We start from the raw sequence: 21,444 nt of genomic DNA, 5'->3' as shown, positions 1-21,444 counted from the left end.
TAGTGAAGACACTACACAATGAAGTGATGGTTGAGAAGCGTGGCCGGGAGTCAGCCGGTAGTCGGGCTGACGCGGATCATGCCGCCGAGTACGCCCTGGTAGTAGCTGCCGTCCGGCCCCAGCATGCCGTTGAGCTGGAGGCCCTCATAGACGAAGTGGTGGCCGAGCGGAGTCCGGGAGAGGGTCTTGCCCGTGTGCGCGTCGATGGCCATGAACGAGTAGGTGGGAACGCCCGCGTCGTCCACCGTCCGCTCGAAGTTGTAGACGATGCCCTTGCTCATGGACAGCTTGGCCATGGTGGTCGTCGAGGTGGGGTTGTTCCACACCACGTCGCAGCCCGACTCGTCCTTGCGCACATCGATACGGGTCATGCCGCCCGGCAGCGGCTTCGGCGTGTAGTCGAAGTAGTCGTAGCCGTTGGTGTTCACCGCGATGACGCTGCGCCCCGCCACGATGAAAGTGTCGTCGGTGCTACTGGCGCCGTCGGCGAAGACCGGGATCGTGCACAGGAGCCGACGGCCCGCGCGGGCGTCCACCCGGTAGACGCGCACGCTCTCCCGGGGCGCACCGCCGTCCATGAGGGCGAGGTAGCGATCGTCGCCCGGACCGAAGAAGCTGGGTGAAGTGCCGCTGCCCTCGGTCCACTTGCCGGGTTTGATGAAGTCGGCGCGGTCGTACGTCTCGCGCCAGCGGATTCTGGGCCGCCCGAGGCCGTCTGCCTTGAGGAGGTACACCGCGTAGTCGGAAGCGAGTGCGACTCCTCTGAAGGAGGTCGAAATCGCCTTGACCACGCGTTCGCCATCCGGCAGGTGGAGCGTGCGCACCGCGCCGGTGCGCGGGTTCAGGGTCCCCACGACCCCTTCCAGGGAGGAGAACCAGATCCGCCCGGCCCAGTCCGGCTTGACGCTCACCAGGTAGTCGCAGCGCGGAGCGCCACAGTGATCGCTCACCTGACGGCTGAGGTCCCAGTCGTCGTCGACCCGCAGCCTCCATTGCCCCGAGGAGTCCTGGCGGTGACTCACCCGGAGGATGTGGCCGTCGCCGTTGGAGATGACGGTCCGGTCGTAGGGGTCGATGTAGAAGTGCACGGCGTACTGACTGGTGGGCGGCTGCGGTATGGAGGCCAGTACGGCCAACGTCTTGGGGTCCATCAGGCGGATGCTGGGTTTGTCGTGCCCGTCCATACACAGCCCGACCAAGAGCCCCTTGCTGTCCATCACCGTCGAAGGACAGGTGGGTCCGTAGGCCATGGACGTGTTGTACGGGCCGGCCCCCGGCCCCGTCTGGGGCGTCGCGTCCGACGACTGGCTGTCGTTGTGGGCGGTTCCGACGCCCTGGGGCGCGACGAACGGGTTCTGCGGTCCGAGGACACCCGGGAAGGGTGCCGGCTCGGCGGAGGAGGCGGTAGTACGGGCGGGGGAAGCTCCCGTGGCCTGCGCTTGCGGGAGTGCGGCCAGGACGACTGCCGCCAGGGACAGTGCTATCCGGGGACGTCTGCGGAGCGAAGGAGACATCTTCCCTCACCAGGTGATGGGCAGCGCGGTCAGGCCACCGGTGGACGGATTCTCGTGCTGGAGCAGGTCCTCGACGGGGGCCGCGAGTCGCAGTGTCGGCTCATGCCGTACGAGGGCCGAGAAGACCGCTTCGAGTTCGAGCCGGGCCATGCTGGCCCCGAGGCAGAAGTGGCCGCCGTGACCGAAGCTGAGATGGGGATTGGGGGACCGGGTCACGTCGAAGCGCTGGGGGTCTTCGAACACGCGCGGGTCGTGGTTGGCGGCTTGTATGGCCAGCATGACCAGATCGCCGGACTTGATGGACACCCCGCGCACGTCAAGGTCGGCGCGGGCATAGGCGATGCGTGGCGGGCGGCTGGGAGCGGCCACCCTGAGAACCTCCTCGACCGCCGAGGGCATCAGGGACGGATCCTTGCGGAGCAGTCGCATCTGATCCGGATGGGCGAGCAGGTGCAGGGCTCCGAACCCGAGGCGCTCGACGGTGGTTTCGTAGCCGGCGTAGAGCAGTCCGGCCACCAGTTGCGGCAGCTTGGCCGCTGCCTCCGACTCGTCCACGGCCGCGAGCAGGTCCGTGATGATGTCCTCGCCCGGCTTCTCCCGCTTGAGGCGCACCAGTTCGTCGGTGTATCCCATCAGGGCCGCGTAGCCGCTCGCTATCTGGTTCTGGTCGTACAGAGCGGTCGCTGCGTCGAGCCAGCCCCGGAACCGGTCGCGGTCGTCCTCGGGCACGCCCAGCAGCCGGCAGATGACCATGACCGGCAGCTGGAAGGCGATCGCCTCATGGAAGTCGACGGGCGCCGGCCGGCTCAGGGCCTGGTCGAACAACTCGTCGACCAGGGCGAGGATGCGGTCGTGCACGGTGTGCATGCGTCGCGGGGCGAACGAGGGGGAGAGCAGACTCCGCATGCGTCCGTACTCGGCGTCCTCGGTCTTCGGGTCGCCGAGCGGACCGCCCTCCATGCGTGAACGGGAGTAGCGGGCGGCACGTTCCGGTTCGGCGTGTCCGCGGCCGAGGCGAGGATCCGCCAGCAACTGCTTCACGTCTGCATGCCGTGTCACGAGCCAGCCGAAGTCGCCGGTAGGGGTGCGGACCCGGGCCACCGGGTCCTGTTCCTGGAGCTCGTTGAAGAGAGGCGCCAGGCCGAGGATGTCCGGCCTGGCGAAGGGGAGCGTGGGGTGATTCTCGGTGATGGTCATGCACGTGATCCCTTACGGTGAGGGAGAGATCAGGAAGTCCCATCATGCATGAATGCAAGGTTTATTGGAATAAGAGTCGACGCGTGTGAGGGGTGCCCGTCCGGACGGAGGCGGGTCACCTCGATGGTCAACTCCCGCAGTGCGGTTGGTCGCCCCTGGGTGCCACGGAGGAGTCGAGGGTGTCGAGGATGGCGATGAACATGTCGAGTTCGCCCTCGGGCACCTTCGCGAAGAGTTGCTCCGCCCAGTTGTGCCGTTCCTCGTTCATGACGGCGACGGCTGCGTCGCCCTTGGTGGTGAGGGTGACCATGGAGGCCCGCCGATCGGTGGGGTGCGGGCGGCGCTCGACCCACCCGTCGGCCTCCAGTGTGTCCACGAGGCCCGTCACGTGACGGGGTGTGACCCCGAGGGCCTGGCTCAAGCCGCGCTGAACTGTCGGGCCGCCGTGGTGCAGCACCATGAGCAGCGTGGCGTGAGCGCGGTTCAGGCCGCGCTCGGCCATGCCGCGTTCCATCGCCTCGGTCAGGCGCCCCGCAAGGGTCAGTAGGCGGTCGAGAGCTGCGGTTCGGCTGGTCACAGTTGCTGCCCCGGAGACATTGTGTATTGACTTCACCATGTTGTATGGTCCCTATCCACGAGGCATCTTAAACCGATCTCGACAGATGTCCCACGGTGGTGGGCGGGGGGACCGTCCGAACGGCGAGCCGGGCTGGATTCCCCGGTGTTCGGCGCCGTGTCCGATGTCGTAGCCACCTGCGATCTGCGAACCCGCATCCGGCACAGTGTCCCGACTCACGATGGAGAACTGTTCTCATGGGCAAGAGTAGCGTTCCGATCGAAATCTCTGGCCTGACCAAGTCGTTCGGTGCCGTCAAAGCGGTCGACGGGCTGTCCTTCTCCGTGCAGCCCGGGTCGGTCACCGGCTTCCTCGGCCCCAATGGTGCGGGCAAGAGCACCACGCTGCGCATGCTGCTCGGGCTCGTACGCCCGGACGCCGGTGTGGCCACCATCGGAGGGCGCCGCTACGGGGAACTCGCCTCGCCCGGCGGGGAGGTCGGTGCGGCCCTGGACGCGTCCGGATTCCACCCGCGGCGCAGCGGCCGGGGACACCTGCGAGTGCTGTGCACCGCCAACGGGATCCCGGCCAAGCGCGCTGATGAAGTGCTGGAAAAGGTGGGCCTGGCGGATGCCGCGCAACGCAAGGTGAAGGGCTACTCCCTCGGTATGCGCCAGCGCCTCGCGCTCGCCGGCGCTCTGCTCGGCAACCCTTCGGTCCTGGTGCTCGACGAGCCGGCCAACGGGCTGGATCCGAAGGGGATCAACTGGATGCGTTCGATGCTGCGGGAGTTCGCCGACCAGGGTGGGACCGTGCTGGTCTCGAGTCATGTGCTCTCCGAGGTGGAGCAACTGGTGGATCGGGTGGTCGTCATCAATAAGGGCAGGCTGGTCCGCGAGGGCACCCTGGACGAGGTGGCGGGTGGGGAGGGGGGCGTCGTGACGGTGCGCACCCCGCATGCCGACGCCCTGATGGAGCTGTTCGGCGAGCGCATGGCCAGCGGGGTCCGGGCCGATCGCGCGGAGGCCGACCTTGTGCGGGTGTGGGGCCTGGATGTGGCGGAGGTGGGGCGCATCGCTTCCGCGGCAGGTCTCGAGATTCATGAGCTGGGCTCCGAGCGCAACAGTCTCGAGGACATCTTCTTCGCCCTCACCGGGGATCAGTAGCGGCTCTCACGGGCGGGCTCGATGTCGTGGAGGGGCTTCTGGCGGCCCTCCACGACATGTTATGGTCCTGCTCGATCGCCAAGCTCCATTATTTTCAGGAATAACGCATAAGCTAGGACGCGCAAGGCCCCGTCCCCTGGTGAGGCGGCGGCCGTCGTAGGAGACCGCGGAGGGCTTGTATGAGCGAAAATGCGGTACCGACCCTGAAATTCCCGCAGCCCCTCACCCCCGAGGGGCTGCCTGACCCCCTGCTGCTGAAAGCGGCTCGCAGCAACCCGGTCCTGCGGGTGATCGGCCCAGGGGGCAACGAGGCCTGGCTGGTGGCCGGCGAGAAGGAAGTGCGCGAGGTGCTGTCCGAGCCCGCCCGCTTCACCAGTCGGCCTGACCCCGGTCTCGAGGACAAGCGAGCTCAGGCGGCCGTTCCGATGGTGGGAATGGATCCGCCCGAGCACACCCGTATCCGCCGCCTGGCCGCGAAGGTCTTCACGGCACGCCGTATCCAGGTGATGGTCCCCACCATCAAGGGGCTGGTGGAGTCCCTTCTCGACGACGTGGAGGAGAAGGGCCCCGGCGTAGACCTCATTTCCACACTCGCGCTCCCCCTTCCCATGGCGGTCATCTTCGGCGTGCTCGGGGGCGTCCCGGACGAGGACAAAGCCGACCTGAGGCGCTGGTCGGAGGTGTTCATCTCACTCAGCACGAGCACGGCGGAGGAGATCGAGACCGCGGTCGTGGAGTTCCACGCCTCTATTCAGCGGCTCGTCGTCGACCGGCGGAAGAACCTCGGTGACGACCTCCTGTCCGACCTCATCCGGGCCCGGGACGGCCGGGACGCGATGACGGAGGAAGAGCTCATCGCCACGACCGGCTTGATCATCATCGCCGGTCATGAGACCACCGCCAAGGCCATCACCAGGGGAGTGATGGTGCTGAGCGCTACCGGTCAGTGGTCTCGCATCGCTTCGGGCGAGATCCCGATGGAGCAGGTCGCCGAGGAAGTGCTCCGTCATCAGCCGCCCATCGACACCTCCATCTGGCGGACTGCGGCAGTGGACACGGAACTCGCGGGGCAGCGGATCCGGAAGGGCGAGCAGGTTCTGGTCAGTCTCAACCTGGCCAATCTCGACCCGACCGCGCGCATGGCGCCGCTCGTCTTCGACGCTGAGCGTACCGACGCGGGTCACATGACCTTCGGCTACGGCGCGCACTTCTGCTTGGGCGCCGCGCTGGCGCGGGCGGAGATGGTGGTCGCGTTCGAGGGGCTGGCGAGGCGCTTCCCGAACCTGCGACTGGCAGTGGAGCCGGGGGAGTTGGAGTGGTCGGTCGGATCCATGCTCAACGCACCGGTCGAACTGCCCGTGACATGGTGACCCGCAGCCCGGCGTCGTGGACGCGCGGTGTGCCGGTGAGTGAGGCGGGCCCGGGACAGGCGTCATGAGCGCCGACAGCTTCGAGACGGTCGTGGTAGGCGGCGGCCAGGCCGGCCTGGCCGCCGCCTACCACCTGGCTCGGCGAGGGCGGGACTTCGTCGTTCTCGAGGCGGCGGAGCGCCTGGGGCACTCCTGGCGCTCACGCTGGGACTCGCTCAGGCTGTTCACTCCCGTGAGCTACTCGCACCTGCCTGGGATGAAGGGTCGGGCCGCCGACGGTCTCTACCAGACCAAGGACGAAGTGGCCGATTATCTCGAGACGTACGCCATGTCGTTCGGTCTGCCGGTGCGGCTCGGCTCCCGCGTGGAGTCGCTGACCCGGTTCGGTGACCGCTATGGGCTCACGGCAGGGGGGCGTGGGATCGAGGCAGCCCAGGTGGTTCTGGCCACAGGGGCCTTCACTGCGCCGTACGTTCCCGAGTTCGCGGACAAGCTGGACCCTTCCGTCGACCAGCTCCACTCCTTCGACTACCTCAACCCCGGCAGGCTGAAGCCGGGTGACGTCATGGTGGTCGGGGCGGGTAACTCGGGCGCGGAGATCGCCCTGGAACTGGCCGCGTCCCATCGAGTCTGGCTCGCCGGCCGCGACACCGGCCACGTCCCTTTTCCCATGGGAGCTGCCGCGTACCGCGTCATGGGAAAGCTGTCCGTCCACACCTGGCCCGGCCGGGGCATTGCGGCGTCCGGGACGGGCCGGGGACACCCGCTGATCAGCGTCAGCCCGGATGATCTGCGCCGTGCGGGAGTGCGGCGGGTGCCGCGAGTGGTCGGCGTGGCAGAAGGGCGTCCTCTGCTCGCCGACGGCCGGCTCCAGGACGTTCGTACCGTCGTGTGGTGCACCGGTTTCGTGCCGGACTATTCCTGGGTCGACCTTCCGTTCATCGCGCCCGACCGCATCCCGGGCCACCGCGATGGATCCGTGCGGGGGGAGCCGGGACTTCATCTCCTCGGCCTGCCCTTCCAGTCCACGGTCACCTCTCACCTGGTGGGAGGCGTCGGGGCCGACGCGGCGCGTCTGGTGAGGCGCCTGACGTACCGCGTCGCCCACTGAGCCTCGGAGTTCCGGCGCTCAACTCTCATATGTCTGCGCCTCATTGACGGACCAGGAAGCCGCCTTTAGGCTTCTTTCTACAAAGATACGTGGATAAACGTATTCGGGAGGATGGGTTCCGGTATGGGACTGATCGAGAAGAAACTGTTCCCAGGTAAAAAGGCAGAGGACATCCCCGCACTCGCGAAGGCCGAGACGGAACCGACCATCGTGCCGTTCTTCGCCGATCACGAGATCATGGTGGAGCCGTACGAGCTCTACCAGCGGCTGCTGCGCGAGCGCCCGGTCCACCAACTCGGCGAGACGCTGGTGATGATGAACTACGCGGATGTGTCCGCGGCCCTGCGGCACCCCGACGTCAGCAGCGACGACCAGCACGGCGCGGGCCAGCAGTCCAAGATCGCCTCCGGCGAGCTTCCGCAGAACCTCATCGACACCCTCGGGCAGCGGTCGTTCCTGCACCGTGACCCGCCGGACCACACCCGGCTGAGGGGTGTCGTGAGTGAGATGTTCACGCCGCGGCGGATCGAGCGGCTGCGCCCGGTCGCCCAGCAGGTCGTCGACGAGGTCCTTGACAAGACCGCTGCGCGCGGTGAGATCGAACTAGTCGAGGAGCTGGCCTATCCCCTCCCGATCAAAGTCATCTGCACCATGCTCGGTATCCCGCCCGAGGACCACCTGGGCGAGGTGGCCTGGAAGCGGTCGCAGCTCTGCTGCGACTTCGAGGCACCCGCCGGAGCAGGCGCCTGCCTCAGCTACAGCGCCGGCGTGCAGGACGAGATGACGCTGTACTTCGACCGGCAGATCGCCAAGAAGCGTGACAACCTCGGCGACGACCTCCTGTCGGTCATGCTGGAGGCAGAGGCGCGCGGTGAGATCACCACATCGGAGATCAACGACACGTGCCGTCTGATGGTGGTCGCCGGCCACGAGACGACCATCGGCCTCATCGTCAACGGCATGCTGGCCCTGCTGCGCGACCCCGACCAGCTCCAGCTGCTGCGGGACAAGCCCGAACTGGCCGCCTCCGCGGTCGAGGAGGTGCTGCGATACGACTCGCCGATCCAGTTCACCCGGCGAGTGGCCGCGAAGGACCTCGAGATCAACGGCACCCGGGTGAACAAGGGCACGCCGATCATGCTCTGGCTGGCGTCCGCGAACCGCGACCCCGCGCGTTTCCCCGACCCCGACCGGTTCGACATCACGCGGACCGACAACCGTCATCTGGAGTTCGGCGGTGGCATCCACTACTGCCTCGGTGCGCCGCTGGCCCGTATGCAGGGCGAAGTGGTCTTCACGACGCTGGCGCGCCGGCTGGCCAACCCGCAACTGGTCCAGGACCCGCCGACCTACATGCCCGAGGCCGTGCACGCCATCAACGACATGACCCTCACCTTCACCCCCGAGCCGGCCTCCGCACTCGCCTGAACCACGGTCGGTGGCACCGGTCCAGCATCCGTCGCCGCCGACCGGACAGCGGTCCCTCGCGGTACCACCGCGGCAGGTCGCCCGTGTCCCTGCCCCGAGCGAACCTCCACAGGAGTTCAAAAGCGTGAGTTCCGAGACTCTGAAGAAACGAGTGGCCGAAGCCGTCGCCAGGGGCACGGAGTACCTCTACACGCAGCAGCGAGCCGACGGCGGCTGGACGGATCGCCTGTCGTCATCGGCCATGCCGACGGCCCTCGCGGTGCTGGCGTTCGCCCGCGCGGGCCGCCGGACGTACCGGGAAGAGATCCAGGACGGGCTCGACTGGCTGCGACAGAACCAGCGTGAGGACGGCGGATGGAGCGTGGCCGACGCCGACCCGCCCTCCGACGTCAGCGTCACCGCGTTCGCCCTGGCCGCCCTCAAGGTCCTGGACCCCGAGGGCTCCAGGCAGGCCATCGACGCGGGCACGGCCTTCATCGACGCCAACGGTGGTGAGGCCGCCGTCTTCCCCAACGTCAGGACGTGGCGGGAACTCGTCGCCATCACCTGGGCGATGGAAGGGCTGCGGGACGTGGAACAGCAGCCCGTCCAACCGCTGGAGATCATGCTGCTGCCCGCCGGCATGCGCGCCCGGGCGTCCATAGCGCTGCCCGGAGTCGTCGCGCTCGGCATCGGTCATTCACGCCGGCTCCCGGCCGGTCGCGCACGGAGGACCGTACAACGCCTGGCGGAGCACAAGGGCCTGGACTGGCTGCGCACCACTATGGCCACCAATGGGGGCATCGAGGAATGCCCGCTGATGGCGGCACTCGTCTACACCGGCCTGCGGGTCGCGGGCGAGGACGTAGGCCCCGACATCCAGCGTGGCTGCCTGGAGTACCTCAAGGAGACCAGGCGGGCGGACGGCTCCTGGGCAATCGACCGCGACCTGGAGCTCGCGGTGACCTCCTACGCGGTGCTGGCCCTGGCCGAGAGCACCGACGTGGCGACGGAGCCCCGGCTGCGCCGTACCCGCGACTGGCTGCTGTCGGCGCAGTGGAACGGACCCTTCGAACCCCTCAAGCTTCCCGCCGGCGGCTGGTCCTGGGCGAACCCGTCCGGCTGGCCCGAATCCGAGGACACCGCGGTGGTGCTCACCGCACTGTCCCTGCTCGGGCTCCCGCATCGCCACCCGGCCGTACGCAAGGCCCTGCGTTGGCTGTACGGCATGCAGAACAGGGACGGTTCCTGGTCGGAGTGGATGCGGGACTCCTCGATGGTCCACGACGGCCCGTGCACGGGTGTCACCTCGCACGTGGTGATGGGCTTCCATCGGCTCGGTATCGGGCGCGGACCCAAGTCGCCCATCGACAAGGCGCTGCGCTGGTTCGAGACCACGCAGCAGGCCGACGGCGCGCTGCCCTCGCTGTGGTTCCGCGACTCGACCCATGGCACCGCCAAGGTGCTGGAGACATACGCCGAGCTGGGTGACCTGGCGAGCACCGTTCCGGTTCGGGCACGCGCTTGGCTGCTGGAGAACCAGCGGGCGGACGGAGCCTGGCCGGAGAAGGCCATCGAGGGCGCTCCGGACGGCGGCACGGCCGAGGAGACGGGCTGGGCGCTGTACTCACTGCTGAGGTCCGGCCTGCCGTGCCGGGACGAGCGCCTGGTCCGCGCGGTGGAATGGCTGCTCGACCACCAGAACGACCAGGGCACTTGGCGGCAGAGCATGGTCGGGCTGTACTACGACCAGCTCTACTACAGCGACGACCTGATTGCCCACACCTATGCCCAGCGTGCCCTCGCCCGCTGGCTGAAGCTGGCCGACGCGCAGGGCCCGGAGGCCGGTTCCGCGTCCGCGTGAACGATGTCTGGAGCTGATATGGAAGCCAACGCACCCGCACCCGATGAACTCGCCGAGTGGGTCCTCGACGGTACTGAACGCGCGATTCAGCTCGTCGCGGACCTCGACGACAGCCAGCTGCTCGGCCCCCTGCTGCCCATGGTGAACCCCATGCTGTGGGAGATCGGCCACCAGGCCTGGTTCCAGGAGAAGTTCGTCCTGCGCGGCGCGTGCGGACAGGACCCCGTCCTCTCCTACGCCGACTCGATCTACGACTCCGGTGCCATCCCGCACGACACCCGCTGGCGACTCGACCTGCCCTCGCGCGAGGAGACCATCGCCTACATGCGCACCGTGGCCGAACGTGTCGCCGAGGAGGTTGCCCGCCCGGACGCCACCGACGTGGTGCGCCACTTCGCGCGCTACACGGTCCACCACTACGACACCCACACCGAGGCCTTCACGTACACGCGTCAGGCCCTCGGCTACGCGCCGCCCGCACTGCCGGGGCTCACCGACGCCGAACCCTCGCACGGCGCGAGCTCCGGGCCGTGGACCGGGGACGTGTCGGTCGGGGGAGGGCAGTTCCTGCTCGGCGCCCTGCGCCGGGACCCCTTCGTCTACGACAACGAGAAGTGGGGTCACCTGACGCGCGTCGCGCCGTTCACCATCGCCAAGGCCCCGGTGACGCAGGCCGAGTTCGCGGCCTTCGTCGCGGACGGCGGATACACGGACCCCCGGCTCTGGGCCGACCAGGGCGCCTGGCTCGCGGCAACCGGAGCCGAGCACCCCCTGTACTGGCGCGGCAGCCCGGACGAAGGCTTCCAGCGCCGGCACTTCGACACATGGTTCGACCTCGAACCGCACCTCCCCGTACATCACGTCTGCTGGTGGGAGGCCGACGCCTACGCGCGATGGGCGGGGCGGCGCCTGCCCACCGAGGCGGAGTGGGAGTTCGCGGCGTCAGGAGGCGACGCGCCGAAGAGCTGCTACCCCTGGGGTGACCACGCCTCCGATGCGAAGAACGCCACGACGGACTGGCGCGGCGGCGGTCCCTCCGATGTGGCCGCCTGCGAGGCCGGCGACAGTCCATTCGGATGTCGTCAGATGATCGGCAACGTCTGGGAGTGGACCGCGAGCGACTTCGCCGCCTATCCCAACTTCGAACGGGACTCCTACGCCGACAACTCCGAGCAGTTCTTCGGCAGCCGTAGGGTGCTGCGCGGCGGATCGTGGGCTACACGCGGTCGCTACGTCCGTTCGACCATGCGCAACTACTTCACTCCGGACCGGCGGGACGTGCTCGGCGGCTTCCGTACCTGCGCGGTCGACGCATGATCCTCCTCGTCACGCCGACGGCGGTCGACAGTACGCACGGCAACGGGGTGACGGCACGCCGATGGGCCGGGATCCTGCGCGACCTCGGCCATCGCGTGGAGATCGCGCAGGAGTACCGGCCGGGCCGGTATGACGCCCTGCTCGCTCTCCACGCCCGCAAGAGCGCGGACGCCATACGTGCCTTCCGGGCCGACCGCTTCGGCGCCCCCGTGGTGATCGCCCTCACGGGAACCGACCTGTACCCCAGTCTTCAGGACTCGGGAGTGGACCCCGAGATCCTGGCCATGGCGGATCGGTTCATCGTGCTCCAGCGCCGAGGCCTTGCCCAACTGCCTCCGGACCTCGCCAAGCGCGCCGACGTCATCGTGCAGTCCCTCCCTCCCGTTCCGCCGTGTCCGCAGCGGGAGGACTGCTTCGAGGTGGCGTTCCTGACCCACGTCCGGCCCGTCAAGGACCCGATGCGGCTCGCCGGAGCTGTACGGCTGCTGCCCGCCGACTCCAGGATTCGGGTCACCCACGTGGGGGAGGACCGAGACGAATCGCTGTCCGTGGAACTGGCCGCGGAATCGGCGGTCAACCCGCGCTACGACTGGCGTGGCGCGGTGTCCCGCGAAGAGGCGCTGGCGATCCTGGCGCGCAGCCGCCTGCTGGTCCTCACATCCCTGCACGAGGGCGGTGCCAACGTCGTCTCCGAGGCGCTGGCCGCCCGGGTGCCTGTGATCTCATCGGCGATCGAAGGATCCATCGGTCTCCTCGGCGAGGACTACCCCGGCTATTTCCCCGCGGAGGACACCCGGGCGCTCACCGACGCGCTTTACGCCGCAGAGCGCGACGAGACCGGCTATCTGCGGAAACTGACCGAGCACTGCGAGCAATTGGCCGGGCAGGTGGATCCCGCGCTTGAAAGAGAGGCATTCCGCCGGCTTCTGGACACGCTCGGCGTCACCACATCAGCCCGGCGCATCTCGGCGTAGCGCCGAGGAGGTATTGAGGAAGAGGAGCGTGAATGACCTACGTCATTGCGCAGCCGTGCGTCGACGTGAAGGACAAGGCCTGCATCGAAGAGTGCCCGGTCGACTGCATTTACGAAGGCTCGCGGGCCCTGTATGTCCATCCGGACGAATGCGTCGACTGCGGAGCATGCGAACCGGTTTGCCCGGTCGAGGCCATCTTCTTCGAGGACGACCTGCCGGAGGAGTGGGAGGACCACCGCCGGGCGAACGCGGAATTCTTCTCGGAGCTGGGCTCGCCGGGAGGCGCCGGCAAGGTCGGCCTCGTGGAGCACGACCACCCACTGATCGACGGCCTGCCACTGCAGGCCGGCACTGGCTGAGGACGCCCGCCCGAGACCAGAGGCAGTCGGCTGCCGGGTCCATGCTCCCTTTGGCGTGAACCGGCAGCCGACTGCGTGGCGAGCGGGGCCGCAGCCGTGTCAACCGGCCGACGGAAGACGCAGCACGGGCTCGTACCTACGCGGCCGGTGCGCGGCGGCGTTCCTCGAGCCGGCTTCCGCCATGCGCCGCCAGGTGAACTCCCGCCCCCTCACCTCCAGCGAGTAGTGGTAGAGAAGTTCGGGGTCGAGATGAGGGCCGAGCGGCCCGGAACCCAGCAGATGTGCGTCCACACCCATCACCCGCGCGGCCCGCACCGCATCCGTGATGCCAGGGGTGCCCGCCGGCTCCGATTCCGCGCGACCCGTTACGGCGACCAGCGCGCCGGCATGTTGCAGCATGCGGGCGGCTCGCACGGCCGATTCCACCGCAGCCGTCCCCGTCCCTGAGCCGAGGCCCGGAGCCGCCAGGAAGACCATGTCGGCCCCCGCTTCGACCAGCCGCATCGGGCCCGCCGCTCCAGTGCGAGCGCCGAACGGTCCGTCCTCGGGCGCACGGCCTGCCCAGAGAGACACCTCGGGACCGATCAGGGATCGGATCCTGGCGACATCCCGCGCGAGATCGGTGTACGAGGCCGAAGCTGCCGCGTCGTCCGTGACCCAGATCGCCGCCGCGCCCTGATCGGCCAGCCGCTGGGCGTTCCAAGGCGTCGCGCGACCCGGCACCGGTACGTCACCGGTGCGCAGCACCACGCAGACCGGTCGGCCCAAGTCCCGGGCGACCGCGTGCAGATCCGTGTAGCGGCCGAGTACGGGGAAGTTCCAGGTGTCGCCGTCCCACACTCCCTGGATGGAGTCGAGCACCAGCACGTCCGCACCGAAGGCGCGAGCGAGCTGGAGGGCATGGGCTCGTCCGGCGAAGGTGCCGTCCGCCGGCGCCCGCACCAGCAAGGTCCGTCCCGACGCGGCACGGACCGAGGTCGTCAACTCCCTTCCTCGCAGCTCCGGCAATTGCTCGGCACCGAGATCAAGTATTCCGTCGGACACGAGACGTCACCCCGTTTATCGACTACAGGCGAGCGTGAATCGAGTGCGAACGATCAGCCTACGAGCCGTCGCGCCACCCGACCAGAACTGTTCCGCTCTGCTGGACAGCACTGGCCACCCGCCAGACGTTCTCCCTACCGTGGGGTACATCGTCTCTGCAGAGGGGAAAGCGCATATGGGCCTACTGGAAAAGATTCGATGCCCGGCCGACGTACGCGCGTTGGGCCCTGAAGAGTTGCCGGACCTCGCGGCGGAAATTCGTGAATTTCTAGTGGACGCGGTATCGAGAACGGGCGGGCACATAGGGCCGAATCTCGGTGTCGTCGAGCTCACCATCGCTCTGCACCGGGTCTTCGAATCCCCCAGGGACCGGCTGTTGTTCGACACCGGTCACCAGGCATACGTGCACAAGCTTCTGACGGGACGCCAGGAAGGATTCCGGCTGCTGCGGCAGCGCGGGGGCCTGTCCGGCTACCCGAGCAGAGCGGAGTCCGAGCACGACATCATCGAGAACTCCCATGCCTCCACCGCCCTGTCGTACGCCGACGGACTGGCCAAGGCGAACGCGCTGCGGGGCACGGACGGCAAGGTGGTCGCCCTCGTGGGCGACGGCGCCCTCACCGGCGGCATGGCCTGGGAAGCTCTGAACAACATCGCCGCCGGTGAGAAGCGGCCGGTCGTCATCGTGGTCAACGACAACGGCCGCTCCTACTCACCCACCATCGGCGGCTTCGCCAGCCACCTCGCCCAGCTCCGGCTGGACCCCGGCTACGAGAACGCCATGGGCATCGTCAAGCGCGTCATGCCGCGCGCTCCGGTGGCCGGCTCCGCCGTGTACGAAGCACTGCACGCGCTCAAGAAGGGGCTGAAGGACGCGTTCACCCCGCAAGCCATGTTCGAGGACCTCGGACTGAAGTACGTCGGGCCCATCGACGGACACGACGTCCATCTTCTCGAGGAGGCACTGCGCAGCGCCCGGGACTTCGGCGCCCCCGTGATCGTCCACTGCGTGACGAAGAAGGGCTGCGGCTACCGGCCGGCCGAGAGCAACGCCGAGGACTGCTTCCACGGCCCCGGCGCCTTCGATCCCGCCACGGGCACGACCCTCGCCGGCGCCTCCACCTCGTGGACCGAGGTGTTCGGCACGGAGATGGTGCGTCTGGGCGCCGAACGGTCCGACCTCGTCGCGATCACAGCGGCCATGCTCCATCCGACCGGTCTGGCCCGCTTCGCCGACGCCTACCCCGACCGGGTCTTCGACGTGGGGATCGCAGAACAGCACGCCGCGACCTCGGCCGCCGGTCTGGCCGTCGGTGGACTGCACCCGGTGGTGGCCATGTACGCGACGTTCCTGAACCGCGCCTTCGACCAGGTGCTGATGGACGTCGCCCTGCACCGGCTGCCCGTCACCTTTGTCCTGGACCGCGCAGGGGTCACCGGCAGCGACGGGCCGAGCCACAACGGCATGTGGGACCTGTCCATCCTCCAGGTCGTTCCCGGTCTGCGTATCGCCGCCCCCCGCGACGCCGGGCGGCTGCGGCAACTGATGCGCGAGGCAGTGGCGGTCGACGACGGCCCGACGGTCGTGCGCTTTCCCAAGGGCTCGGTGGGGGCAGACACGGAGGCCATCGACCGGATGGGTGAGATGGACGTACTCCTCCGCAAGCCGGGGCTGAGCCGAGTGGCGGGCGGGCCCGAAGACGTTCTCATCGTCGCCGTGGGCGCCATGGCCGGGCCGTGTGTGGAGGCCGCTTCACTGGTCGCCGCGCACGGACTGGGCGTGACGGTCGTTGACCCCCGTTGGGCCAAGCCGCTCGACACCGAGCTCCTCGGAGCCGCGCGCCGCCACCGGCTGGTCGCCACTGTCGAGGACAACGGACGTGTGGGAGGGGTCGGCGACGCCGTCGCACGGATGCTGCGCGATGCCGAGATCACCACGCCGGTCGTGACCTTCGGCCTGCCGCAGACCTTCCTCGACCACGCCAAGCGGGAGGAGATCCTCGGCGACGCCGGGCTCACCCCGCAGGGCATCGCCCAGGAGATCACCCGACTCGTCCACGGGCCGATGACAGCCACCGACGACGGCCGGTCGGCCTCACTCCACGCATGAGGGGATTGCGGACCATGTCAACCACCCCGACCACCCGCGGCGCCCGGACGGTGGGCAACCCGGTGGGAGGCGCCCCGTGAGCGTCGCCCTCGGTATGCCCCGGACGCGACCGCGAGCCGTGGCCGAGCGCCGCAAGTCCCGACGGATCCATGTCGGTTCCGTGGCGGTCGGCGGCGACGCCCCGATCTCGGTCCAGTCGATGACCACCACTCTGACCTCGGATGTCAACGCCACCCTGCAACAGATCGCGGAGCTGACCGCGTCCGGCTGCCAGATCGTGCGGGTGGCAGTCCCTTCGCAGGACGACGCCGACGCTCTGCCCACCATCGCGCGCAAATCGCAGATCCCAGTCATCGCCGACATCCACTTCCAACCACGCTATGTCTTCGCGGCGATCGAGGCGGGCTGCGCCGCGGTTCGTGTCAACCCGGGCAACATCAAGAGGTTCGACGACCAGGTCAAGGAGATCGCGCGGGCCGCCAAGGACCACGGCACCCCGATCCGTATCGGCGTCAACGCCGGCTCCCTCGACAAGCGTCTGCTGCAGAAGTACGGCAAGGCGACTCCCGAGGCACTGGTGGAGAGCGCCCTGTGGGAGGCGTCCCTCTTCGAGGAGCACGACTTCCGGGACATCAAGATCTCCGTCAAGCACAACGACCCGGTCGTGATGATCGAGGCCTATCGCCGGCTCGCCGAGCAGTGCGACTACCCCCTCCACCTCGGCGTTACCGAGGCGGGCCCGGCCTTCCAGGGCACCGTCAAGTCCGCCGTCGCCTTTGGAGCCCTGCTGAGCGAGGGGATAGGAGACACGATCCGGGTCTCGCTGTCGGCGCCGCCGGTCGAGGAGGTCAAGGTCGGCACTCAGATCCTGGAGTCGCTCGGCCTGCGGGAGCGGGGGCTGGAAGTGGTCTCCTGCCCGTCGTGCGGTCGAGCACAGGTCGATGTGTACAAGCTCGCCGACGAGGTGACAGCGGCACTGGAAGGATTCCCCGTCCCCCTGCGCGTCGCCGTCATGGGCTGCGTGGTGAACGGACCCGGCGAGGCCCGTGAGGCCGACCTGGGCGTCGCCTCCGGCAACGGCAAGGGGCAGATCTTCGTCAAGGGACAGGTCGTCAAGACCGTCCCCGAGTCACAGATCGTGGAGACCCTCATCGAGGAAGCGATGCGCATCGCCGAGGAGTTGGGCATCGACCCGCTGGAAGGGAGTGCGGGTGACACCCCCACCGCCTGAGAACGCCGAGCCGTCCGCGGAACGGCGTGTGCTGCTCGCTCAGCCGCGCGGATACTGCGCCGGCGTGGACCGGGCCGTCAAGACGGTCGAGGTCGCGCTGGATCGATTCGGCGCCCCGGTGTACGTGCGCAAGCAGATCGTGCACAACGTGCACGTCGTGAAGACGCTCGAGGAGCGCGGGGCCGTCTTCGTCGAGGAAACGGAGGAGGTCCCGCCGGGTGCGGTGGTGGTCTTCTCCGCACACGGTGTGGCCCCGGTCGTCCACGAGGAGGCCCAGGCACTGGACCTGAGAACGATCGACGCGACCTGTCCACTCGTGACGAAAGTGCACCGCGAGGCGGTCAACTTCGCCAAGGCCGACTACGACATCCTCCTGATCGGCCACGAGGGCCACGAGGAGGTGATCGGAACGGCGGGCGAAGCACCCGACCACGTCCACCTGGTCGACGGCCCGCAGGGCGCGGCCGATGTGCAGGTACGCGATCCCGAGCGCGTGGCGTGGCTGTCCCAGACCACGCTGTCGGTCGACGAGACGATGGCCACGGTCGAAGCGCTGCGTGCCCGGTTCCCGCGTCTGGTCGATCCTCCGTCCGACGACATCTGCTATGCGACACAGAACCGGCAGGTCGCCGTGAAGGAGATGGCCGCACAGTCCCAGCTGGTGATCGTGGTGGGCTCGGCCAATTCCTCCAACTCCGTACGTCTCGTCGAGGTCGCCCTGGAGTACGGCGCGGCGGACGCCCATCTGGTCGACTACGCCAGGGACATCGACGAGTCCTGGCTGGCCGGTGTCACCACGGTAGGCGTCACCAGCGGCGCCTCCGTTCCCGAAGAACTGGTGCAGGACGTCCTGGCCTGGCTCGCGGCACGGGGATACCGGGACATGGAGGTGATCGAGCCCGTGACGGAGAGCATGCGCTTCGCCCTTCCGCGGGAACTCCGACAGCTTTCCCTCGCCCCGGGGAAAGAAGGAAAGGGATAGAAGAAGGAAAGGCAAGGGCGCGGTGGCCGTCACGGCCACCGCGCCTTTGCCTTTGGTCGATCAGAGAACCCGGGAGTGGCCGCCGGCCTTCTTGCGCCAGCCGTGCCGGGAGGGTTCGTAGCTCCTGCGCATGATGGCCACGGAGGCGACCAGGGCCGCGGCCGCCGAAGGCAGGAACACCAGCACTCCGACGACGGCGGACGTCACCGTGGCCACCAGGCCCGCGGTCAGGACCAGCCGCTCGATGACCAGGACCTCGTGCGCGCGCAGGCCGATCAGGCGGGGTATGGGACGCGGACTGCGGAAGAGCATGCCCGCGGAGACCACCGCCATGACCACGGCGACGGCGAGGAAGCCCGCGTACGTGGGGGAGAAGACGTCGTCGAGGGTCAGTGGATACCAGATCGCCAGGCTCACCCACGCGACGTCGAAGCTCAGCATCAGCCACAGCGAAGCTGTGTCCCCGTGGCGTACGGGGAATGTCCCGTACCCGCCCTCGCGGTCGCCCTCGCGGTCGCAGATCGCGCCCACGACATTGGACCCCGAGTCGTGGAGCCAGAAGATCAGAGCCAGCGGCAGAAGCTCAGGTTGCAGATCCGGGTCGGTGGCCAGGGTGCCCATCACGAAGGCCATCGCGGTCACGCCCCCACGGCTGACGTTCCCCAGCACGCCGTGGGACTTGAGGCTGGCGTTGTAGGCGACACCGAGCCCCAGCGTGACGAAGACGACGACGACGTTCAGGGGGTTGAGGACCGCGGCGACGACCAGCCCGAGCAGCACGTTGATCACCATGCCGAGGAACGCGCCGCGCGCGGTCACCCGCCCCGACGGCACGGGACGCTGGGGCTTGGACGTCGCGTCGAGGTCGCGGTCGAAGTAGTCGCCCCCGTACATCGCGGCGAGCCAGCCGAAGGTGGGCGCCAGCCAGGCACCGACGATCCGCCACAGGGCAGGGTCGTCCGAACCGAACAGCGCGCCTGCCACGCCCACGAGCCCCGCGTAGGAGAACAGATCGAGTCGCCAGATCTCGATGTGGGCGAGAAGCCGCTCCTTGAGACCGAACGGTCCGGCGGGCGGGCCACCGCGCACGATGTTCGACCGGAGGGGTGGGTTCGCCTGTGTCATGCGTTGGAGCCCTTCTCTACCAGGACCGAGCAGTCGGGAAGGCCGCCTGGCCGTTCGTTCGGGCCGGTGCCGCCGTGTGCGGGGCCCGGAACGGCGCGAGGAGCCGGGGCGAAGCGATGAGGTGGGTGTGGCCGCGGGCTCAACGTGTCGCGGCCCCGAGGGGCTTGCGCAGCAGCCGGGAGATGCGGTCGACAACCAGGATCAGGAGCAGCACGGCGATGAGCAGCGTGGCGAGTTCCTCGTAGCGGAACAGCGAGAGGGAGATTCCGAGGGCCTGTCCGATGCCGCCCGCACCGACGAATCCGACCACGGTCGAGCTGCGGATGTTGCACTCCCACTGGTAGAGCAGCAGCGAGATGATCCCGCTGCGGCTCTGCGGAAGGATCGCGAGCAGCATGGTGGCAGTTCGAGAGGCGCCGGTCAGGCGCATGGCCTCCACGGGCGCGGGGTCGACCGCCTCCATCTGCTCCGAACACAGCTTGGCGAGCAGCCCTGCGGCGTGCAGCGCCACCGCGTACACGCCGGCGGCCGGCCCTAGGCCGACCGTCGCCACGAACAGCAGCGCCCACAGCAGTTCGGGTACGCCCCGCAGGAACGCGGCCACGACACGCGCGCCACTGACGCACCAGCGCGGAGCCCCGACATTGCCCGCGATGAGCGCGGCGAGGGGCAGACCCATCACGGCGCCCAGGCAGAGCGCGGTGATCGAGATCTGAAGTGTCTCCAGCGTTGCTGTCAGAACTGCCGACAGCAGATCGGTGCTGAAGTCGGGAGGAAAGAGACCGTTCAGCAGCCGGCCGGCCCCCTCCCGGCCCGCGACGAGCGAACTCACTCCGACGTCGGTGCCGTGCACTGACCAGGCGATGAGGAGCACGGTGGCGGCGACAAGTGTCCAGCGCAGAAGGCGTCTGCCTGGGGGCCGTTCCTCGGAGGAGAGCTCCGGGTGGAGGTCCGTCTTCCGGTCACTCGGGGGACGGGGTGGCGGAGGGCTGGTGAGTACGTGAAGGTTCAGGCGCATGCGGGTTCCTCGGCGGCGGCGTAGATCCGGTCGAGAACGTCCTGGCCGGGAGGCGGGCCGTCGTAGGTGACACGCCCTTCGCGCAGGGCGACGACACGGTCTAAGCGTTTGGCCACGGCGAGGTCATGGGTCGCCATCACTACGGTGCGAGAGCCTTCGAGGATGCCGTCGATCACGATCGACGTGTTTCTGGGGTCCAGCCCGGAGGTCGGTTCGTCGGCGAGCAGGAGGGACGGGTGGTTCATCAGTGCCCTCACCAAGGCCACTCGCTGCCGCTGCCCGCCGGAGAGGTTCTTCACCTGTGAGGTGAGGCAGGAGGTGATGCCGTAGCGTTCGGCCAGCGTCGCCAGATCCTCGTTGTACCGTCTGGGCGTTCTGCCCCTCATGACGGACAGCCAGTCACCGAGCCGCCATGCGGGAGTCGTCGCCATCAGCGCGTTGGTGCGTCCACTGATCCCGGATACCAGGTCGTCACGCTGCCGGACGCATCCGGTGCGCCGACGCAGCCAGGAGACCTCGTCCACTGTGCCGAAAGGATTCCGCCCGCCAAGGCGCACGTCGCCGGCGGCGGGGCGGACGGCGCCGAGAAATAACCGCAGCAGGCTGGTCTTGCCAGACCCGGAGGGCCCGAGCAGGGCTACCCGCTCGCCTTCCTCGATGACGAGGTCGACATCGTCCAGGACGCGGGTTCTGGGTTGATCAAATTCGATGACGATGTTGCGCAGCACGATGTCCACGTGGCTCAAGCCTCCATGGGCGCGTCGGCAGAATCCGGACGACCGCACCGATCAGCGGTCGAGGCAGTGCGAGCAGGCTGAAGCAGCCGCTGTACAGGAGTGCTCATCCCTGTCCCTCTGTGGGTGCGGGCAGATCGCTGTGCGGGTGCTGACCAGGGAGGGCTGGAACCTATCATCTAAAGATAACGAGAGTAAAGGAGCTTTGGGACGCGGGTAGACATGCTCAGGTGGGGCGGAAAACGGAATTGCTGACTCCGAGATGGGGTCGGTCGACGGCGGCACTGTATCTGCCGTGTAACCCAAAAGTTGATCAAAACACGGTCTTCTCGCGGCCTGAACCCACTGCTAGGCTCCAGCCGCTG

Annotated in this window: 18 protein-coding genes; 11 read left to right on the top strand and 7 right to left on the bottom strand. The window is 68.4% G+C overall.

The features are described 5' to 3' along the window. Positions 1 to 50 precede the first annotated feature (50 nt). From RI578_RS04025 to RI578_RS04015, 3 genes are all read right to left on the bottom strand, one after another. Positions 51 to 1,514: a hypothetical protein gene (locus tag RI578_RS04025; protein WP_310869753.1), complete on the bottom strand. Its 1,464-nt coding sequence runs from the start codon at positions 1,512 to 1,514 to the stop codon at positions 51 to 53. Between the two features lie 6 nt (positions 1,515 to 1,520). Beyond that, positions 1,521 to 2,711, bottom strand: coding sequence for a cytochrome P450 (locus RI578_RS04020; protein ID WP_310869752.1), 1,191 nt, complete (start codon positions 2,709 to 2,711; stop codon positions 1,521 to 1,523). 127 nt (positions 2,712 to 2,838) lie between these two features. After that, positions 2,839 to 3,288 carry a MarR family transcriptional regulator gene (locus tag RI578_RS04015; RefSeq protein WP_310869751.1) on the bottom strand — a complete coding sequence of 150 codons (450 nt, stop codon included), beginning with the start codon at positions 3,286 to 3,288 and terminating at the stop codon, positions 2,839 to 2,841. Positions 3,289 to 3,524: 236 nt separating this feature from the next. Here RI578_RS04015 and RI578_RS04010 point away from each other — a divergent pair, with 236 nt between their 5' ends. The 8 genes from RI578_RS04010 to fdxA all read left to right on the top strand — a co-directional run bounded on the left by RI578_RS04010 (position 3,525) and on the right by fdxA (position 12,835). Continuing rightward, complete coding sequence (locus RI578_RS04010; protein WP_310869750.1) at positions 3,525 to 4,433, top strand: ABC transporter ATP-binding protein; 909 nt, start codon at positions 3,525 to 3,527, stop codon at positions 4,431 to 4,433. 179 nt (positions 4,434 to 4,612) lie between these two features. Further along, positions 4,613 to 5,803, top strand: a complete 1,191-nt coding sequence (locus RI578_RS04005) for a cytochrome P450 (protein WP_310869749.1) — start codon at positions 4,613 to 4,615, stop codon at positions 5,801 to 5,803. A 64-nt stretch (positions 5,804 to 5,867) separates the two neighbouring features. Beyond that, positions 5,868 to 6,914: an FAD-dependent oxidoreductase gene (locus tag RI578_RS04000; protein ID WP_310869748.1), complete on the top strand. Its 1,047-nt coding sequence runs from the start codon at positions 5,868 to 5,870 to the stop codon at positions 6,912 to 6,914. A 123-nt stretch (positions 6,915 to 7,037) separates the two neighbouring features. Next, on the top strand, positions 7,038 to 8,342 hold the full coding sequence (locus tag RI578_RS03995) for a cytochrome P450 (protein WP_310869747.1): 1,305 nt from the start codon (positions 7,038 to 7,040) through the stop codon (positions 8,340 to 8,342). Positions 8,343 to 8,466: 124 nt separating this feature from the next. Next, on the top strand, positions 8,467 to 10,185 hold the full coding sequence (locus RI578_RS03990; protein ID WP_310869746.1) for a prenyltransferase/squalene oxidase repeat-containing protein: 1,719 nt from the start codon (positions 8,467 to 8,469) through the stop codon (positions 10,183 to 10,185). An 18-nt stretch (positions 10,186 to 10,203) separates the two neighbouring features. Further along, positions 10,204 to 11,502, top strand: a complete 1,299-nt coding sequence (gene senA, locus RI578_RS03985) for a selenoneine synthase SenA (protein WP_310869745.1) — start codon at positions 10,204 to 10,206, stop codon at positions 11,500 to 11,502. Then, complete coding sequence (gene senB, locus RI578_RS03980) at positions 11,499 to 12,476, top strand: selenoneine biosynthesis selenosugar synthase SenB (protein WP_310869744.1); 978 nt, start codon at positions 11,499 to 11,501, stop codon at positions 12,474 to 12,476. The genes senA and senB overlap by 4 nt, the downstream gene beginning before the upstream one ends. A gap of 32 nt (positions 12,477 to 12,508) precedes the next feature. Beyond that, a complete protein-coding gene (gene fdxA, locus RI578_RS03975) occupies positions 12,509 to 12,835 on the top strand; it encodes a ferredoxin (RefSeq protein ID WP_310869743.1) in 327 nt (108 codons plus the stop codon). Positions 12,836 to 12,934: 99 nt separating this feature from the next. Here the strand turns inward: fdxA and RI578_RS03970 are convergent, their stop codons facing one another. Then, positions 12,935 to 13,819: a hypothetical protein gene (locus RI578_RS03970; protein ID WP_310869742.1), complete on the bottom strand. Its 885-nt coding sequence runs from the start codon at positions 13,817 to 13,819 to the stop codon at positions 12,935 to 12,937. 235 nt (positions 13,820 to 14,054) lie between these two features. Between RI578_RS03970 and dxs the strand changes: the two genes are divergently transcribed. The 3 genes from dxs to RI578_RS03955 all read left to right on the top strand — a co-directional run bounded on the left by dxs (position 14,055) and on the right by RI578_RS03955 (position 18,202). Beyond that, positions 14,055 to 15,989, top strand: coding sequence for a 1-deoxy-D-xylulose-5-phosphate synthase (gene dxs, locus RI578_RS03965; RefSeq protein WP_310869741.1), 1,935 nt, complete (start codon positions 14,055 to 14,057; stop codon positions 15,987 to 15,989). Between the two features lie 94 nt (positions 15,990 to 16,083). After that, on the top strand, positions 16,084 to 17,220 hold the full coding sequence (gene ispG / locus RI578_RS03960; RefSeq protein ID WP_310875655.1) for a flavodoxin-dependent (E)-4-hydroxy-3-methylbut-2-enyl-diphosphate synthase: 1,137 nt from the start codon (positions 16,084 to 16,086) through the stop codon (positions 17,218 to 17,220). Then, positions 17,201 to 18,202 carry a 4-hydroxy-3-methylbut-2-enyl diphosphate reductase gene (locus RI578_RS03955; protein ID WP_310869740.1) on the top strand — a complete coding sequence of 334 codons (1,002 nt, stop codon included), beginning with the start codon at positions 17,201 to 17,203 and terminating at the stop codon, positions 18,200 to 18,202. Before ispG ends, RI578_RS03955 begins: the two co-directional genes overlap by 20 nt. Positions 18,203 to 18,262: 60 nt before the next feature. Here the strand turns inward: RI578_RS03955 and RI578_RS03950 are convergent, their stop codons facing one another. From RI578_RS03950 to RI578_RS03940, 3 genes are all read right to left on the bottom strand, one after another. Next, the gene (locus RI578_RS03950) at positions 18,263 to 19,327 is read right to left on the bottom strand and encodes a UbiA family prenyltransferase (protein ID WP_310869739.1); all 1,065 of its coding nucleotides are present in this window, start codon (positions 19,325 to 19,327) and stop codon (positions 18,263 to 18,265) included. A 139-nt stretch (positions 19,328 to 19,466) separates the two neighbouring features. Next, a complete protein-coding gene (gene phnE, locus RI578_RS03945; protein ID WP_310869738.1) occupies positions 19,467 to 20,345 on the bottom strand; it encodes a phosphonate ABC transporter, permease protein PhnE in 879 nt (292 codons plus the stop codon). Next, complete coding sequence (locus RI578_RS03940; protein WP_310869737.1) at positions 20,336 to 21,082, bottom strand: ATP-binding cassette domain-containing protein; 747 nt, start codon at positions 21,080 to 21,082, stop codon at positions 20,336 to 20,338. The genes phnE and RI578_RS03940 overlap by 10 nt, the downstream gene beginning before the upstream one ends. Positions 21,083 to 21,444 lie beyond the last annotated feature (362 nt).

The sequence above is a fragment of the Streptomyces sp. BB1-1-1 genome (assembly GCF_031597775.1).
Classification (GTDB): Bacteria; Actinomycetota; Actinomycetes; order Streptomycetales; family Streptomycetaceae; genus Streptomyces; species Streptomyces thinghirensis.
This window is presented reverse-complemented; position numbering and strand designations above follow the sequence as displayed.

Coding starts and splice junctions, on each gene's coding strand:
- RI578_RS04025 (WP_310869753.1), bottom strand. CDS start 1,514: ATGTCTCCTTCGCTCCGCAGACGTCCCCGGATAGCACTGTCCCTGGCG.
- RI578_RS04020 (WP_310869752.1), bottom strand. CDS start 2,711: ATGACCATCACCGAGAATCACCCCACGCTCCCCTTCGCCAGGCCGGAC.
- RI578_RS04010 (WP_310869750.1), top strand. CDS start 3,525: ATGGGCAAGAGTAGCGTTCCGATCGAAATCTCTGGCCTGACCAAGTCG.
- RI578_RS04005 (WP_310869749.1), top strand. CDS start 4,613: ATGAGCGAAAATGCGGTACCGACCCTGAAATTCCCGCAGCCCCTCACC.
- RI578_RS04000 (WP_310869748.1), top strand. CDS start 5,868: ATGAGCGCCGACAGCTTCGAGACGGTCGTGGTAGGCGGCGGCCAGGCC.
- RI578_RS03995 (WP_310869747.1), top strand. CDS start 7,038: ATGGGACTGATCGAGAAGAAACTGTTCCCAGGTAAAAAGGCAGAGGAC.
- senA (WP_310869745.1), top strand. CDS start 10,204: ATGGAAGCCAACGCACCCGCACCCGATGAACTCGCCGAGTGGGTCCTC.
- senB (WP_310869744.1), top strand. CDS start 11,499: ATGATCCTCCTCGTCACGCCGACGGCGGTCGACAGTACGCACGGCAAC.
- fdxA (WP_310869743.1), top strand. CDS start 12,509: ATGACCTACGTCATTGCGCAGCCGTGCGTCGACGTGAAGGACAAGGCC.
- dxs (WP_310869741.1), top strand. CDS start 14,055: ATGGGCCTACTGGAAAAGATTCGATGCCCGGCCGACGTACGCGCGTTG.
- ispG (WP_310875655.1), top strand. CDS start 16,084: ATGCCCCGGACGCGACCGCGAGCCGTGGCCGAGCGCCGCAAGTCCCGA.
- RI578_RS03950 (WP_310869739.1), bottom strand. CDS start 19,327: ATGACACAGGCGAACCCACCCCTCCGGTCGAACATCGTGCGCGGTGGC.
- phnE (WP_310869738.1), bottom strand. CDS start 20,345: ATGCGCCTGAACCTTCACGTACTCACCAGCCCTCCGCCACCCCGTCCC.